13 protein-coding genes are annotated in these 14,902 nt (G+C 50.7%); 2 read left to right on the forward strand and 11 right to left on the reverse strand.

What is annotated here, in order from left to right:
- The first annotated feature begins 78 nt into the window (after positions 1–78).
- Positions 79–3,015, forward strand: coding sequence for an AMP-binding protein (locus tag R2X38_RS04125; protein ID WP_317520836.1), 2,937 nt, complete (start codon positions 79–81; stop codon positions 3,013–3,015).
- Positions 3,016–3,103: 88 nt separating this feature from the next.
- Here R2X38_RS04125 and R2X38_RS04130 read toward each other — a convergent pair whose 3' ends face one another.
- The 7 genes from R2X38_RS04130 to R2X38_RS04160 all read right to left on the reverse strand — a co-directional run bounded on the left by R2X38_RS04130 (position 3,104) and on the right by R2X38_RS04160 (position 10,770).
- Entirely contained in the window at positions 3,104–4,234 is a 1,131-nt protein-coding gene (locus R2X38_RS04130; protein WP_317520838.1) for a sn-glycerol-3-phosphate ABC transporter ATP-binding protein UgpC, read from the reverse strand.
- Positions 4,235–4,271: 37 nt separating this feature from the next.
- On the reverse strand, positions 4,272–4,994 hold the full coding sequence (locus tag R2X38_RS04135; RefSeq protein ID WP_317520839.1) for an HAD family hydrolase: 723 nt from the start codon (positions 4,992–4,994) through the stop codon (positions 4,272–4,274).
- On the reverse strand, positions 4,984–6,447 hold the full coding sequence (locus R2X38_RS04140; RefSeq protein ID WP_317520840.1) for a CehA/McbA family metallohydrolase: 1,464 nt from the start codon (positions 6,445–6,447) through the stop codon (positions 4,984–4,986). Before R2X38_RS04140 ends, R2X38_RS04135 begins: the two co-directional genes overlap by 11 nt.
- A gap of 90 nt (positions 6,448–6,537) precedes the next feature.
- On the reverse strand, positions 6,538–7,836 hold the full coding sequence (locus R2X38_RS04145; RefSeq protein ID WP_317520841.1) for an extracellular solute-binding protein: 1,299 nt from the start codon (positions 7,834–7,836) through the stop codon (positions 6,538–6,540).
- Between the two features lie 6 nt (positions 7,837–7,842).
- Complete coding sequence (locus R2X38_RS04150) at positions 7,843–8,736, reverse strand: carbohydrate ABC transporter permease (RefSeq protein ID WP_411184604.1); 894 nt, start codon at positions 8,734–8,736, stop codon at positions 7,843–7,845.
- A 94-nt stretch (positions 8,737–8,830) separates the two neighbouring features.
- Positions 8,831–9,715: a sugar ABC transporter permease gene (locus R2X38_RS04155; protein WP_317520845.1), complete on the reverse strand. Its 885-nt coding sequence runs from the start codon at positions 9,713–9,715 to the stop codon at positions 8,831–8,833.
- A gap of 104 nt (positions 9,716–9,819) precedes the next feature.
- Positions 9,820–10,770 (reverse strand): LysR substrate-binding domain-containing protein, encoded by a 951-nt coding sequence (locus tag R2X38_RS04160; protein ID WP_317520847.1) that lies wholly within the window; start codon positions 10,768–10,770, stop codon positions 9,820–9,822.
- A gap of 341 nt (positions 10,771–11,111) precedes the next feature.
- Between R2X38_RS04160 and R2X38_RS04165 the strand changes: the two genes are divergently transcribed.
- Positions 11,112–11,312: a hypothetical protein gene (locus R2X38_RS04165; RefSeq protein ID WP_107297314.1), complete on the forward strand. Its 201-nt coding sequence runs from the start codon at positions 11,112–11,114 to the stop codon at positions 11,310–11,312.
- Between the two features lie 89 nt (positions 11,313–11,401).
- Here the strand turns inward: R2X38_RS04165 and R2X38_RS04170 are convergent, their stop codons facing one another.
- From R2X38_RS04170 to R2X38_RS04185, 4 genes are read right to left on the reverse strand one after another with little or no spacing between them, the layout of a single operon-like run.
- Positions 11,402–12,505 (reverse strand): sn-glycerol-3-phosphate ABC transporter ATP-binding protein UgpC, encoded by a 1,104-nt coding sequence (locus R2X38_RS04170; RefSeq protein WP_317520849.1) that lies wholly within the window; start codon positions 12,503–12,505, stop codon positions 11,402–11,404.
- Entirely contained in the window at positions 12,502–13,260 is a 759-nt protein-coding gene (locus R2X38_RS04175) for a glycerophosphodiester phosphodiesterase (RefSeq protein WP_317520850.1), read from the reverse strand. Before R2X38_RS04175 ends, R2X38_RS04170 begins: the two co-directional genes overlap by 4 nt.
- 8 nt (positions 13,261–13,268) lie before the next feature.
- Positions 13,269–14,111: a carbohydrate ABC transporter permease gene (locus tag R2X38_RS04180; RefSeq protein WP_317520851.1), complete on the reverse strand. Its 843-nt coding sequence runs from the start codon at positions 14,109–14,111 to the stop codon at positions 13,269–13,271.
- A complete protein-coding gene (locus R2X38_RS04185) occupies positions 14,098–14,841 on the reverse strand; it encodes a carbohydrate ABC transporter permease (protein WP_222549441.1) in 744 nt (247 codons plus the stop codon). The genes R2X38_RS04180 and R2X38_RS04185 overlap by 14 nt, the downstream gene beginning before the upstream one ends.
- Positions 14,842–14,902 lie beyond the last annotated feature (61 nt).

Consider the following 14,902-nt stretch of genomic DNA (forward strand, 5'->3'; position numbering starts at 1 on the left):
ACACTTTTCATACATTTAACAGCATTAATGCCGATTTTGGCTACACTTTAGGCATCATAACAAGAAAAAGGGTAGCCCATGGAAAGCCAGAATATCCCGCCCTACTCCGATCCCAAGCAGGCTGCCCATTCATTGCTCGACTTGGTCACTGAACTGGCCAAGGAAGTCAATCCGGACAATTTCGATAGCAGCACGGTTCAACTTGATAGCAGCCTCGACCAAGATCTTGGCCTCGACAGTTTAGGCCGCGCAGAGCTGATCCAGCGTACCGAACAACAATTTGCCCTTACCCTGCCATCGCAAACCTTAGCAGAAATCGACACCCCGCGAGATTTGCTCAATGCTATCTTCAATGCCGAGCAACACCCGACCGCGATTAAAGCGACCGCAGAGAAAATTGAACTGCCGACTGCATCGAGTTATCCAGACCAAGTCCAAACCTTACAAGAGTTACTGCGTTGGCATGTTGATCAGCATGGTGACCGCCCTCACCTGTATGTCTACCAGGATGCAGACAATGTTGAGTCGATCAGCTACCAAACCCTGTACCAGCAGGCGAAGATCATCGCCAGCCGTCTTCAGGATCTCGGTATCGGCCCCGGTGATACCGTGGCGATCATGTTGCCGACCTGCAATGCCTATTTCTATTGCTTCTTCGGGATTTTATTGTCGCGGGCGATCCCAGTTCCGATATACCCGCCCGCAAGGCCATCGCAAATCGAGGATCACCTTGTCAGGCACAGTAAAATACTGCAAAACGCCGAGACAAAAATGCTGATAACGATAGAGCAGGCCAAGGGCTTATCGACCCTGCTTAAGCTCCATGTACCCGCACTCGAGCACATTATCACCGCAGAAGAAATTGAAATGCTGTCAGCTGAATCCGTCTCTTCCGAGCAGCAGCAAATAGGAAATGCCCACCCTGACGACATCGCTTTTTTGCAATATACCTCGGGCAGTACTGGGGTACCGAAAGGGGTGCAGCTCACCCATGCCAACCTGCTTGCCAATATACGGGCTATGGGCAAGGCTGTCGGCGCAACCTCCGATGATGTGTTTGTCAGTTGGTTGCCGGTCTATCATGACATGGGTTTGATCGGCGCTTGGTTCGGCAGCCTTTACCATGCGATCCCCTTGGTGATCATGTCGCCGCTCAACTTCCTGACCCAACCCAAACGCTGGCTGTGGGCACTGCATCATCACCGTGGAACCATTACCGCCGCCCCTAACTTTGCCTATGAATTGTGCGTAAACAAGATACCGGATGCCGACTTAGAAGGCTTGGATCTCTCTAGTGTCCGGCATTGCTGGAACGGCGCTGAGCCCATCAGCCCGACGACTATGGAGGCATTTACCCAACGATTCCAACCGCATGGTTTCACCCCTGAAGCCATGACGCCGGTTTACGGCCTTGCAGAGTCTTCAGTGGGGTTGACCTTCCCGCTCAATACCCGTACCCCAAGAGTTGAATGGGTCGACAGACAAACCATGATGAACTCGGGTAAAGCGGTGATGAACTTAGGCGGAGCGGTGATAAATTCAGACAAAGCCGCTGCAGACAAAGCCTCAAACCCTAAAGGAAACGATGACGAGCAACAAGATATCAACGCCCTGCTAGAGCACAGTATTCCCTTGATCGGCCTAGGCCACCCCCTTCCCGGGCACCAAATCCGTATTGTCGACCCCCAAGGTAGGGAGCTGCCTGAGCGCCAAGAAGGCGAATTGGAATTCAAAGGGCCTTCTTCAACATCGGGCTACTATCGCGCGCCAGATAAAACCGCCGGACTTTACCATGGTGAGTGGTTGCGCACCGGCGACCGCGCCTTAACCATGGAAGGTGAGCTTTTTCTAACCGGGCGGGTCAAAGACATCATCATCAAGGCAGGCCGCAACATTTACCCGCAAGAGCTGGAATCTGCTGTCAGCCAATTAGATGGGATCCGCAAGGGCTGTATCGCCGTATTTGCCAGTGCCAACCCAAAAACTGGGACCGAGCAACTGGTTGTGTTGGCCGAAACCAAACTCAATGATGAGCAGCAAAAGCAAAAACTGCGGGATGAAATCCAAAACCTGTCTATCAACCTGCTTGGCATTCCTACTGATGTGGTAGAGCTCTGTCCCCCCCGTACGGTACCCAAAACCTCCAGTGGTAAAATCCGTCGCTCTGCGTGTAAAACGTTATTTGAGGAAAACAAACTCAATGCCCCGCAGCGTGCAGTATGGTGGCAAGCAACCCGTTTGTTCGTATCCAGTGCCAAACCGGCTTTTCTCCGGTTCAAACGACTGGCAGCCGACTGGGGGTTTGCCTGCTATATGTGGTTGGTTATGGCTCTTTTAGCACCACCGGTATGGGTTCTGGTAGCGGCTTTACCTTCCCGGCAGTCCTGTTGGTCAGTAGCCCGCTGGGGAGCCAGATCGCTCATCAAGCTTACCAGAACCAAGATGGAGATAACGGGTATCGACAACCTGCCCCAAGATGACTCTCCCTACCTGGTTATCGTCAACCACGCCAGTTACCTTGATGGCTTGGTGCTCTTGGCAGCAACAGGCAAAGAACATCAGTTTGTTGCCAAATCCGAGCTCAAGGAGAACTTCTTCGCCAGAACTTTCCTCGACAAACTGGGAACCCATTTTGTCGAACGGTTTGATACCCAAAAAAGCATCACTGACAGCCAGCAGTTAGCCGCCTTTGCTGATAAACCAAGCCCGCTAACCATTTTCCCTGAAGGGACGCTATACCGCATGGCTGGTGTCCATGACTTCCATCTCGGCGCGTTCCAAATTGCAGTTGAAAAACAGCTTCCAATTTTGCCAGTCACCCTCAAAGGCACCCGCTCAATACTGAGGGATAAGTCTCTCTTCCCCCGCAAGGGCGATATCGAAGTCATCATTAGCCCCCTCATCAAACCTGATGGCAGTGACTGGCAGGCAACACTGGCACTGCGTAATACCGCAAGGAAAATCATTTTGGAAAACAGCGGCGAGCCCGATTTGGCAAGGGAGAATACCCGCTGATAGAAATAAAAGAGAAAAAGTAAAAAGAGCACCTATCTCTATTTGAATGACAGGCGCTCTTTTTCCATATAACACTCTATTTCAACCATTAAAGCAAAGCAGCTTCAGTCTCGATATCAAAGAGATGGCAATGTGACATATCGAAGTGCAGCGGCTTTAGTTCGCCATGGCTGATTGACTGCTGAGGATTAAACGCTACCCGCGCCACCAGCTTCACATCACCAATATTGAAATAAAGGTAAAGCTCGTTACCCATCGACTCCACCACATTGATTGTTTTCAGCTCAATGTCCTGGGTTGAGTTCGCCATGTCCTGCTCGTCCACCACACTGATGTGCTCGGGACGAAGGCCTAACCAAACCTGCTGGCCGACCTTGTCCATCACTTTACCGGCCTTGTCTGCTGGTAATAAAAGCTTAGGGCCGTTTTCCGGCTGTAGGTAAACATTGCCCTCTTCGAGCGATACCGCAGCCTTGATCATATTCATCGCCGGCGAGCCAATAAACCCTGCCACAAACTTGTTGGCTGGGTACTGGTACAGGTTCATCGGCGTATCGACCTGCATCACCTGGCCTTGGTTGAGGACACAGATCCGGTCGCCCAGCGTCATCGCTTCGACCTGATCGTGTGTCACATAGATCATAGTGGCTGTTTGGCCTTCATTTTTCAGATCATTGTGCAGCTGGGCAATGCTCACTCGGGTCGATACGCGTAGCTTGGCATCAAGGTTGGACAGCGGCTCATCGAACAAAAAGACATCCGGCTTCCTTACCATGGCGCGCCCCAGTGCCACTCGCTGGCGCTGGCCGCCAGACATCTCTCCCGGTTTGTTGTTCAACAGGTGGGTGATCTCCAGCGTCTCTGCCGCTTCGCGAATACGGCGGTCAATCTCATGGCGGTCTAGTTTCTGCTGCTTGAGGCCAAACGCCATATTGTCGTAAACCGACATATGGGGATACAGCGCATAGTTTTGGAACACCATTGCGATCCCGCGATCTTTTGGCGGCAGATCATTGACCCGCTTGTCACCGATCATGATGTCACCGTCGGTGATCTCTTCCAGACCAGCAATCATGCGTAGCGTCGTGGACTTTGCGCAGCCAGACGGGCCGACAAACACCATAAATTCGCCTTCTTTGATCGTAAGGTCGACCCCTTTCACAGCTTTAAATCCATTTGGGTAGACCTTCTCTACCTCACGAAGTACGACTTCAGCCATAATAATTTCCGTTATGTCTTTTGTTCTAATAAATCACTTACGCGGACTTGAGTAGGCAAGGAGTAAACTCGGCCACAGAATCAAGCACCAACTCAGCATGTGAGGCCAGCTCTTCTTGAGACGCTGTACCGGTCAAAACACCCACGCTTCGCGCCCCGCTGTTAATGCCAAACTTCATATCCGACACCGTATCCCCCAGCATCACTACCTCGGCAGCATGCAAATCACAGTGCTGGCAGAAAGCTTCCATCAATGCCGGAGCTGGCTTTGGCTCAATGTCGCCATCGGAGTAACCGATGAAGTCGAATAGCTCAATGATCCCTGCCTGCTCAAGGGAGTAGAGAGTGGCATCCTTGGTATCAGCGGTGGCAATGCCAAGCTTAAATCCCTTTTGTTTCAGATTTATGAGTGTGCTTTTAATCCCTGGCAGGGTTTGGATCAGCTCCGGCATCTGCTCTACTTGCTGGTTGAACAAGCCTTTCACTTCATGATTAAAAGCCACGAAATCGCACTGTGGGGCCAGCATGTCAAACCACTTTTTGGAGGTATCTTCGACCGGATTCGAGGCCAACAAGCCGTAGTTATCAACCCGCTCACCATATACGCCAATCGCTTCAAGCAACGCCGTTGCCGTTACTTCAACTTGCGTCGGGTAACGGGTCAACAATGCCGCGACAACCCCTTGTGATACCTTGAGCCACATCTGGTGAAATTCGAGCAAAGTCCCGTCTTTGTCGAACAATACGCCTTTAATTTCCATTTTTTTCCATCGTCTCCATCAACTCACCCCAGGTCGCTACCGAAGGTTGAGCGAATACTGCTTGTAGACCGTTAAATACTGGGTTGATCACCCCTTCAAACTCGCCTTTTTCATCCGCTGCCATGATAGACAGATCACCGCGGCGAATATCGATACGCACCCAGTTGTGGTGTTTCATCTCAATACCAAATTCAACGCCTTCAGGGCTGATTTGGCAGCGCGCAATGACCTCGCCGTCTGCCACAAGTTCGGCAAAATAAGGTGATGATTTATCCGCAACCGCAAGCTGGTAATTCAACTCGCTCTCACCGACATCCTGGCCCGGCAATACACTGCCGTTATTGATAGAAACCGCTAACCCACACCGTCGCTCCAGGTATACATGACCCTGTCTAAGCCCAGCCAAAATACCTTCACCACTCAAGCCATGTGAGAACACAAAGGTTGACGGATCGCCATAGATGGAAGGTTCGGTCGCTTTGGGGTTGCGCTCGTGGGGTTCGAGATGCGAGTCGCTGCCGCCCACGGCATAGATACGGTGGCCGCAGTTCCACATCGCGCTGAGCACGTCCAGCGCCGATTCCGTCGATGCTGGTGACGTCGACCAAGTCGGATCGCAACACAACTCCATAGTGTCGACACTGGCCAAGGGCATATCAGCGTAGTGCCAGTGCCAAGGCTTCATCATCGGGTGGTTAATACTGATATTGCCAGCAATCGCCAAACCCTGATGGATCAATGCCTCGCTGCGGTAGTCGGCATTGCGCATCGCAAGACCAGCCACTGGCCCGTGGACATTGAAATGGCCTTTGTCGGTCGTGACCTCAACACCCGGCAGGATCAGGGTTCGCTGACTGTCAGGCAAAGCCGGATGGCAAATGTTGTGCTCGGTCAGAAACATAAAGTCCAATTGCTGGCGCTCGATGATCTCTGTCGCCGCTTCCAATGTGTTATGGCCATCAGACAACACGGTATGCGCATGCAAGTCGCCCCGGTACCAACGGGACTCTGGCGACTTGATTTTGGCGTAATCAAACTCTATTTGATTCGCTGCGTTCAAGCTGGCTATGGTCGGCACGGCAATGGCAGAAGCTAATGCTTGTTCACTAGGCTCATCGGTAGCAGCGTCAAGCTCAATATCAGCCTGATACTGCATCGGTTTATGGTTACGGCCCTCGCCTTCCAGGTTATAGATATGAAGCTCCCACTCACCGGCAGGAAGCTCACCAGCTATGCCGCCAAGTGAAGCCATATCTTGGCTTATCACTACCTGCTTCTCAGGCTTTACCCATAAGATCGCCGCGCGCAGTTGCTGTTTGGCATCATAGAGGTAAGTGTAAAGAAAACCCTGTTTTACCGTAGTACCTGTCAACGATATGTTTTGGGTACCGACAGGCACCACAAAGCGTTCGACTTGATGGCCGAAAGCCAACTCACCCGAAAACGTCAGCATGAAAAATTCTCTTAGATATGTTTTTCGATAGTGAACAGGCACCAAGCTCGATTGACTTGAAGCCTGTTCACCCTTAAAGCAACTTGGTAATTAAGAGCGGTTCGCTCTATCCAAGGCACGTTGCGCACGCTTGGCGGCATCCTTCAGGGCTTTTTCAGCCGGAATATTCTCAATCTGCACCTGATCAGCGGCGATAGACAGGGCATCTTGGATTCGGCCATTGGTTGGATCCATGAAATCAACCGATGCCGTTGTCGCCTGCTTGAGCGGGATCAGCGCCTGTGGGTTTTCTTTGGTGAATGCTTGATACTCAGGTACCTCATTCACGCTCTGGCGGACTGGGATATAACCAGTGAACATTGACCAGCGCGCGGTGTTTGCCGCACTGGTGTAGAACTCCATAAATTCAAACGCGCCCTGTGCGGCTTTGTCGTCAGTACCCTTAGGCATGACAAACATCAACGAGCCTGCCTGAGGAGCCGCAGGGTGATCGCCCCAACCCGGCTGGGTCGTTGCAGCCAACTTGGTGAAGTCCAAATCACCTTGGTCACCTGATGAACCGGTGTAGCCCAGTGCATTGTCCTTCATCACATCATCAATGGTCTTGTACCAGTATTCCCAGCCTTGGCCACCGTGGTGGATACGCATCACATTGTCATCGTGGATCCACTTACGGAAACTTTCCCACACTTCAACCCACTCTGGCGAGTCAATCATCACGGTTTTGCCGTCATCACTGATCACCTTGGCACCGTTGGAGAATGCCGCGTCAATCAGGTTGTCCTTACCCCACATTGGCTCCCAACCGTAGTACTCGGTATTGCCGCGGGCATCTTTAACCGCTACTTTTTCAGCCACTTTGGCAAGGCCCTGCCAAGTGGCTAGATCCGCTTCGGTAAAGCCGTGCTCAGCCAGTTTGGCTTTGTTGTAGTAAAGCACCTGCGTTGTACCGTATGCCGGCAGGCCGAACACCTCACCATCTTCGGCTGTGCCCTGAGCACGGAAAGCTGGGATAAAGTCGTCGTAGTTGAAATCATCCGTGATGAAATCTCGCAGGTCACGGGTCAGGCCGCGGTTTTCCATCGAGCTAGCTTCAGAGGCACCCACCAAAACAAACTCTGGCGCAGTACGTGATGCCATGCCAGCCTGCAGCTTCTGGAAAGTTTCTTGGTAGTTGCCCTGCAATGCGCCGCGAATAACGTATTCGTCCTGGCTCGCGTTAAATTCTTCAATAAGCTTGGTCATCATCTGCTGGGGCTGGGTACCGCCTGAGTACCAGAAGTTAACCTCAGTCTGGGCCATTGCCGTTCCTGAGATAGCCATTGAGCCTATTACAACAGAACCTTTTGCAATAGATGCACATACAATTGCGAGTGTTTTCAGTTTCATATCCATTTACTCTTTAACACCGTTATCGGCAATGCCGGACAAAATCGTTTTTTGACAAATCATGAATAGAACAAGCAGAGGCACAACAGCAATAGTGCTGGCAGCCATGATCTGCGACCAGTTAAGACCGTAGTTACCCTCTGCAATAAAGAACTGGCGGATCCCGGTTGCAATCAGGTGCAACTCTTGGGTTGTGATCACCAAGCTCGGCCACATGTAGCTGTTGTAGTTGGTGATAAATGTAATCAGGAACAGGGTGGCCAATGCTGCCTTGCATTGAGGCAGCACGATGGCCCACAGAATTTTCAGTTCCCCAGCACCGTCGATACGCGCCGCCTCAATCAAAGACGGGTGGATCTTCAGGAACACCTGGCGCAGGTAGAACACCCCGAATACACTAGCGGCACTGGACAAGATAAGACCTGCATGGCTATCAAGCAGCCCCATATTTGCCAAGGTGATATACGACGGAATGTAAGTCACCGCCCCCGGCAGCATGTAACTGCCCATCACCACGAAATACAGCAAGGTACGTGAGCGGAACTTGAGCTGGGTGATGGCATAGGCAAACATGGCCGAGTTCACAATCACAAACAGCGTGGTGAAAAATGCCACCGAAAAGCTGTTGAATATGTATTGGCCGAACGGAGCCAACTGGAACGTATCGACAAAGGTCTCCCAGCGGAACTGCTCAGGAATGATGTTGAGCGGGTTACTGAAAATCTCATCATTCGACTTCATCGACCCCGATAGCATCCAGATGAACGGGAACACCATGATCAGGCCGGAAAAAGCCAGGAAGACATGTTTCGCTACATTCGCCTTGGCAAGACTGGCCGTGACAGAAAGCTTGCCCAAAGATGGAGACTTATCACCTGCCGTTATGGTCGTTTCAGCCATACCGCCCTGCGCCGACTTGGCCAATTTGAGCGCCTTTGCCGCAGGCTGGTTGCCGGTTGGAAAATCTACAGATTGCATTGTCATAACACTGTCCTTAGTAATACACCCAACGTTTACCCATAACGGTATTGATAATGGTGAGCACCCCGGTAATAAGCAGGATGATCATAGAGGTCGCAGCTGCAGGCCCCATGTCGTATTGTTCGAATGCCGTTTGGTAGAACAAGTACAGCAGGGTGCGGGTACTGCCACTCGGGCCGCCTTGGGTGAGGATCTGGAACTGGTCGAATGCCTGAATCGCATTGATGACATTGACAATCACCAAGAAGAAGGTGGTCGGTGATATCAATGGCAGAGTGATTTTGAAAAATCGCGTCAGCGGACTGCAGCCATCGATCAGTGTTGCTTCATACAAGGAGGTTGGGATCTTGTTCAAGGCACTGATATAGAACAGCATGGTCCAGCCAATCGCCTGCCACACGGTGACAATAATAACAGCCACCATAGCGGTATCGCCGCTTTCCAGCCAAGGGATCGGGGCAAAGCCCACTTTATCCAGCAACAGGTTGGCAAGCCCTGCCTTGGTTTCGAACACCCAAGACCACACGATCGATACCGCTACGGTCGGGGTGATCCATGGTGAGAAAATCACTGCCCGGTAGAACTGGCTACCGGCAAAGTTCTTGTGCAGCATCAAGGCGAATATCAAGCCAAGGCCAACAGTCGGTACCACCACACCCAATGCAAACCAAAAGGTATTGAGCATCGCTTGGTGGAAATCGCGGTCTTCCAGCAGATACTGGTAGTTTTCAAAACCGACATAATAGTAGTCAGGTGAGATATAGTCCCAGTCGGTAAAGCTGATATAGACGCTCCAGCCAAATGGGATCAGCCAGAATGCCATCAGTGGCGCCATCAAGGGTGCGATGAACAGCAAGACCCTGGCTTTGTCCGTTAGTATTTGAGATGTAATTTTCATGGAATTAGCACTTCCTTTACTCTATGCCCGCTATCCTAGTTGCCGTGTATGACAAGCTTGTTTGGCTCAACGTCATATTTTCCGATGTTCGCCATAAGAAAAACTTAGGGGTTGCTCTGTTTGGGTTTAGAAATGGTATGGGGCTCAGCGCTATTTTGCTCCCCAGCCCCCTGTGGTGGCTGACTGCCCTGCGTCTGCTTGTGGAGCCAGTCACAGAAGAAATTCACTTTGGCATCACGCTTATTGGCAGTGATCAGATAGTGGCCAGATTCCGAGGGCATGCAGCCATCAATGGCGGTTACTACCTCGCCGGACAACAAATCCCGCTCGGCAACTAGTGAGCGAACCAGCATCATGCCGATCCCCTGCTTGACGGCTTCAAGGCCATGCAGAGAGTTACTCAGCTCCAACTGGATATTCGGCAACTCTGGCAAGCGCTGGTTATGGGCCAGCCACTGCATCCAGCTTTCTTCATAGCCTTTGACTTGTATCGCAGGTAAAGAGGCAATATCACCGCAAGCAAGTTGTTCGGCATGGGATTGCTTGAATGCCGGAGAGCACACCATTAACCATTGCTCCTCGAACAGCCGCTCGGCCCGGGTTGTCTCCGTCTCCAGATAACCATTGGTAATTTCAACATCGGCATCAATACATGGCTCCCTTGACGGCCAATCGACCAAGGACAGATCAAGCCGAATGAAAGGAAACTTCTCGGTGAAGTCTTTGAGTTTTGGGATCAGCCAGTTATGGCCAATAGAATGGTTGACTTTCACCCGCAACACATCGGGCTGCTGCTTACCGAACAACAACTCCGTTTGCAGCTTGAGGTGGTGAAGAGAACCAGTGACCGCAGGCAAATATTGCTGCGCAGTGGATGTCAGCATGACACCACGCTGGCTCCGCTCGAAAAGGGCGCAATCAAGGAACTGCTCCAGGCTTTTGAGCTGCTGGCTAACAGCCGCCTGTGTAACATGAAGTTCTCTGGCTGCTGCCCCGATAGAACCTAGCCGGGCAACCGCTTCGAAAGCCACTAGGGCACGTAATGGAGGCAACATATTTCACCTTTATTTCAGAAAAAGGCAAAATAATTCAGTTATTTGACGCTAAGGTGACAAAGATAAGAAAGTATAATGACAGGTCAAATTCAGCTCTATTACAAACTCGAACAATAGTTCGCAAAATTATTCACTGTTTTTGCCTATTCATGATTGCGATCAACAAACTGCCAACAATTCAGCCCATATGCTGGTCACACCACAACAACGGTGATATTACATTGCATGCCTTTTATTTCTGCCGTTTTGGCACAATTTTTGTGCCACATACTTTAGAGTCATAAAAGGCATAACAGCAAAGCTGACATGAAGTCAGTAGAAATTATAAGGAGTGTTAAATCATGTTGTGCCCAGATTGCAAACAACCTATGGTCAAAGCAAAGGACAACCATAACCACTGTGTTGAGCTTAACTGCCCACCGACGCGGACCCACTGCCCGAAATGCGATTCTGAAAACACCCAGATCATCAACAAAAGCATCAGCGATGCCGAAATCTGTTGTAATGACTGCCAATCAACTTGGGTTATCTCGCGCAGTTAGTCACTATTGAAATAGAAATGGCTGCACAAGGCAGCCATTTCATTGCTCACATAAGATGAGCTCAAGATGAGGGCGGCAACGAACTCCTTCTATGCCGCCTGTTCTGCCTGGCTCAACTGAATATAAATCCGTTCTTCTGTCTCGCCATCAAATAGTAAGGCATCACCAATATTGAAACCAACATCAATGGTTTCGCCTTCTTGGATCCGGTACCGGCGATCCACACAAAGAAGGAACTTGTGGCCGTCACAGCGGCAATGAATAATACGATCACTTCCTGTTGTCTCTACCAATTCAACATCCGCCTGCCAACGAATATCCTTGGCAAAGCTCGCATCCATGATTGCCATTTTATCCGGTCGAATACCCAGCAGGTAATTTCCTGATGTAAAACAGCTATCAGGCACCAGCCAGCTGGCAATATCACCCATAAGCTGTGCACGGCCAGTGTTAACTTCCAGCGGCAAGATATTGGTTGGCGGCGCACCAATAAACGAAGCTACGAAAACATTGGCCGGGTTATCATAGATCTCTTCTGGGCTGGCGAATTGCTGTAACACACCGCCTTTCATCACCGCGATCTTATCGGCTAAGGTCAGCGCCTCTATCTGATCGTGAGTCACGTATATGGTGGTATTGCCCAGGTTTCGATGGAGCTGTTTGATCTGCGCGCGCATCGAGTTACGCAGCTCGGCATCCAAGTTCGACAGCGGCTCGTCCATCAGATAGATACCCGCATCACGGGCAATTGCACGGCCCATAGCAACACGCTGGCGCTGGCCACCGGAAAGCTGCCCCGGCTTTTTATCCAAGTACTCTTCCAGGCGGAGTGTTTTCGCCACTTCTTCTGCTCGCTTATGACGAGTTTTCTTATCCACGCCGCGAAGCTCCAAGCTAAACGCAATGTTATCGCGCACGCTCAAGTGCGGGTAAAGGGCATAGTTCTGGAACACAAACGCCAGATCACGATCTTGTGGCAACACATCATTCATCCGCTGATCGTTGATGATCAGATCGCCACCGGTGATCTCCTCAAGACCTGCGATCATCCGTAGCAACGTCGACTTGCCACAGCCTGACGGACCGACAATCACGATAAATTCACCGCTTTCGATATTCATGTTGACATCGAAGACAACCTGATTGCCTTCCTGATAAGTTTTATCTATGTGCTGCAGGGCAATAGCGGTCATGATGCTTTCTCCAACATAAATGCGTTGCGCAGTGTGATAGCCAAGTCTGGACGGTCGGTGGTAAAAGCATGTACCTCATGCTCGAGGGCGGTTTGGATCAATTCAGCGCTATGAGCGCCGTAACACCCGTATTTCAAGCCACTTGCCAATACTTTGTCTTTAGCCCCTGTATCAAGCTGGGTAACATGGACTGAGATTTCATTCACCTTCATGGATTGGGCAAGGCTTATCGCTAAATCAGTACCAAGTAAGCGTGGCATATTTCTTTGCATCAACCAGATAGTAAAGAGCTCCGGAGCTTTTTCAGCTAGCTCCGCCAACACTTCGCAGTTGAATGAAGAAATAATTGTTTGGCTAAACATGCCCGTTTGCTGAAGTATATCCAGCACCTTGTCCACCACGCCTGGATAGGGCTCCTTGTTAACATCTGCCTTGATTTCCAAGCGCAGCACAATGTCACTGCCCTGATACATCTCGCAAAGCTCTTCCAGCGTCATCATGCGCTGACCACCAGAGTAATTCACGCTCCCCTGCGCGAGCTCTTGCCAAGTTTTGGCATTGACCGGACCGGTCATATCAGTCGTGCGATCCAGTGTCGCATCATGATGGACAACCAGAATACCGTCTTTGGAAGGGTGGACATCAAATTCAACCAGCTCTACCGGGAGGTTCAAAGTATTTTCGAATGCACGGCGGCTGTTCTCACCCCAGACAAGCGTCCCGCCACGGTGTGAAGCAATTTGTGATTTCATCATGTTATCTCTTACTTTAACGCTCCCATGGCTATACCACGGACCAAGTGTTTTTCTACCAACTTAAAGCACAGCAATGTCGGCAACATAGTCAGCGTCGCCCCCGCCATCACCAACGGCCAGTTGACCATGCCGTCATCTGCAGCACTGGCGTAAAGCCGGGACAGCGCGATCTGAAGGGTGCGCACTTCCTCACTGTCGGTAGCGATTAATGGCCAGATATAGGAATTCCATTCGCCAAGGAAAGTAAACAATGCCATCGCGGCAATCGCTGGACGTGCCATCGGGACAATCACTTTCCAAAGCACCTGAAGGTGGTTAGCACCGTCAATCCAGGCAGCTTCGTCCATCGCCTTTGGGATCCCTTTGAAGTACTGGCGTAGGAAAAAGGTGACAAAACCACTGGCAATCGAGGGCAAAATCAATGTCCAGTAACTATCAAGCAAACCGACTTTTGCCATATTGAGGTAGTTGGGGATCAAACTGATATGCCCCGGGACCATCAAAGTTGCGACCACCAGCCAAAACAACAGCTCACGCCCCTTGAATTCAATCCGACTGAAGGCATAGGCTGCACAAATAGAAACCGTCAAACTCAGCACCGTCACAGCCACCGACACAATGGCCGTATTCAATAGGTACAGCGGGAAATTCATCTGGGTAAAGGCGTAGGCATAGTTCTCCAACGAGAAACCAATTTGCCCAGAGGCATAAGTATCAAACGGTATAAACGAGAGAAATACACCGTACCCAATTGGGAACAAAAACATCAGCGCCAAAGCTGTCAACATCACCATCGACAACGACCACCGGGTTTTCTTCGGCGCTAACAGAATCACTTTAGCTGCCTTCATAGTGCACCTTCTTTCCAATCAACTTCGATTTCACTACGGCCAATACCAGCAAAATCACAAACAAAATCACCGCCAGCGCCGAGCCCTGACCGATATCAAACAAAACAAAACCGGTACGATAAAGCAGGTTCACCAACATATCGGTGGCAAATGCCGGCCCGCCATTGGTCATCACATTAACTATGGTGAAAATCTGGAACGACTCCACAACAGAGATGATCAATAGGAAATAGGTGGTCGGCATCACTAATGGGAAGGTCACACGGCGGAATACATGCCATTTCTTGCCCCCATCAACCTGTGACGCTTCGTAAAGCTCATTGGGAATAGCTTGTAGACCAGCAACATAAATCACCATGTCGTAGCCCAGCTGTTTCCAGGTATTGACGATGATCACCACCCACAGCGCGAGCATCGGTGATTGCAACCAAGTCACTTTCTCCAACCCGAACGTGCTGAGGATGCTGTTCACCAAACCGAAATCAGTGGCAAAAATCCAACTCCAGATCACCGAGATAGCGACCGTTGAGGTAACAGATGGCAAGAAGTAAGCTCCGCGCAGGAAGCGTACCAGCTTGGTCTCATTAACCAGAAAGTTAGCCAGCAACAAAGCAAGGGCCAGGCGAACCGGCACCGAGATCACCACAAATACCAAAGTAATATAAAGCGAGTTCCGAAACTCTTCGCCTTCGAGCAAGTAGCGGTAATTTTCCAGCCCGACGAAAGGCATGTCGCTACTCAGAAAATTCCAGCTATGGAAGCTGTAGATAAAAGACGAAACTATCGGCCAA

This window comes from Photobacterium rosenbergii, from assembly GCF_033022775.1.
In the GTDB taxonomy this organism is placed as follows: Bacteria; Pseudomonadota; Gammaproteobacteria; order Enterobacterales; family Vibrionaceae; genus Photobacterium; species Photobacterium rosenbergii_A.

Coding starts and splice junctions, on each gene's coding strand:
- R2X38_RS04125 (WP_317520836.1), top strand. CDS start 79: ATGGAAAGCCAGAATATCCCGCCCTACTCCGATCCCAAGCAGGCTGCC.
- R2X38_RS04130 (WP_317520838.1), bottom strand. CDS start 4,234: ATGGCTGAAGTCGTACTTCGTGAGGTAGAGAAGGTCTACCCAAATGGA.
- R2X38_RS04135 (WP_317520839.1), bottom strand. CDS start 4,994: ATGGAAATTAAAGGCGTATTGTTCGACAAAGACGGGACTTTGCTCGAA.
- R2X38_RS04140 (WP_317520840.1), bottom strand. CDS start 6,447: ATGCTGACGTTTTCGGGTGAGTTGGCTTTCGGCCATCAAGTCGAACGC.
- R2X38_RS04145 (WP_317520841.1), bottom strand. CDS start 7,836: ATGAAACTGAAAACACTCGCAATTGTATGTGCATCTATTGCAAAAGGT.
- R2X38_RS04150 (WP_411184604.1), bottom strand. CDS start 8,736: ATGGCTGAAACGACCATAACGGCAGGTGATAAGTCTCCATCTTTGGGC.
- R2X38_RS04155 (WP_317520845.1), bottom strand. CDS start 9,715: ATGAAAATTACATCTCAAATACTAACGGACAAAGCCAGGGTCTTGCTG.
- R2X38_RS04160 (WP_317520847.1), bottom strand. CDS start 10,770: ATGTTGCCTCCATTACGTGCCCTAGTGGCTTTCGAAGCGGTTGCCCGG.
- R2X38_RS04165 (WP_107297314.1), top strand. CDS start 11,112: ATGTTGTGCCCAGATTGCAAACAACCTATGGTCAAAGCAAAGGACAAC.
- R2X38_RS04170 (WP_317520849.1), bottom strand. CDS start 12,505: ATGACCGCTATTGCCCTGCAGCACATAGATAAAACTTATCAGGAAGGC.
- R2X38_RS04175 (WP_317520850.1), bottom strand. CDS start 13,260: ATGATGAAATCACAAATTGCTTCACACCGTGGCGGGACGCTTGTCTGG.
- R2X38_RS04180 (WP_317520851.1), bottom strand. CDS start 14,111: ATGAAGGCAGCTAAAGTGATTCTGTTAGCGCCGAAGAAAACCCGGTGG.
- R2X38_RS04185 (WP_222549441.1), bottom strand. CDS start 14,841: ATGCCTTTCGTCGGGCTGGAAAATTACCGCTACTTGCTCGAAGGCGAA.